This is a genomic window from Rhodococcus sp. DMU2021, from assembly GCF_019641445.1.
Taxonomy (GTDB): Bacteria; Actinomycetota; Actinomycetes; order Mycobacteriales; family Mycobacteriaceae; genus Rhodococcus; species Rhodococcus pyridinivorans.
Genome location: NZ_JAIFKB010000088.1, coordinates 1 through 1115 on the forward strand (window position 1 = coordinate 1; position 1115 = coordinate 1115).

Consider the following 1115-nt stretch of genomic DNA (forward strand, 5'->3'; position numbering starts at 1 on the left):
ATGGTCACCCGCGCACTGCGGCGCTTCCACGACGGGCCGGCGACGCGGTTCGTCTCCAACGTCGACCCCGCCGATCTGACCGCGGCACTGGCCGACCTGGACCCGGCGACGACCGTGTTCATCGTCGCGTCGAAGACGTTTTCCACCCTCGAAACCCTCTCCAACGCCACCGCCGCCCGCCGCTGGCTCGTCGACGCCCTCGGGGAGGACGCCGTGGCGAAGCATTTCGTCGCGGTGTCGACGCACACCGAGCGGGTGGTCGAGTTCGGCATCGACCCGGCGAACATGTTCGAGTTCTGGGACTGGGTCGGCGGCCGTTATTCGGTCGGCTCGGCGATCGGGCTGGCGGTGATGTGCGCCATCGGACGCGAGCGGTTCGCCGAGTTCCTCGCCGGCATGCACACCATCGACACCCACTTCGCCACCACCGCCCCGGCACAGAACGCACCGTTGCTGGCGGGGGTGATCGGGGTGTGGAATGCGAGCATCCTCGGTTATCGGTCGCGCGCGGTGGTGCCCTATGCGCAGGATCTGGCGCGGCTGCCGGCCTATCTGCAGCAGCTGACCATGGAATCGAACGGCAAATCCGTGCGCGCCGACGGCACACCGGTGGTGTGTCCGACCGGGGAGGTGTTCTGGGGTGAGCCCGGTACCAACGGTCAGCACGCCTTCTTCCAGCTGCTGCACCAGGGCACCGAGATCGTCCCCGTCGACTTTCTCGGCCTCGCCCGTAGCGGCGACGACCTGCCCGCCCGCGACGGGCAGACCAGCATGCAGGTGTTGTTGCTGGCGAACATGTTCGCCCAGGCCAAAGTGTTGGCCTTCGGGCGTGATGCCGACGAGGTCCGCGCCGACGGCATCGACGAGGCGTTGGTGGCGCACAAGGTGATGCCCGGGGATCGGCCGTCGACGACGATCCTCGCCCCGGAACTGACCCCGTCGGTGGTCGGGCAGATCATCGCCTTCTACGAACATCAGACCTTCGTCCAAGGCGTCGTGTGGGGGATCGACTCGTTCGACCAGTGGGGCGTCGAACTCGGCAAGACCCAGGCCACCGCCCTGCAGACGGTGCTCGCCGGCGACGAGATCCCCGAGACCGGCGACGCGTCCACCGA

The 1115-nt window shown here is 68.2% G+C and carries 1 protein-coding gene; it reads left to right on the plus strand.

Annotated features, from left to right (window positions below; translation table 11 throughout):
• The coding region (pgi, locus tag K3M35_RS25750; protein WP_220667284.1) for a glucose-6-phosphate isomerase at window positions 1–1115 on the plus strand (1115 nt) is incomplete at both ends.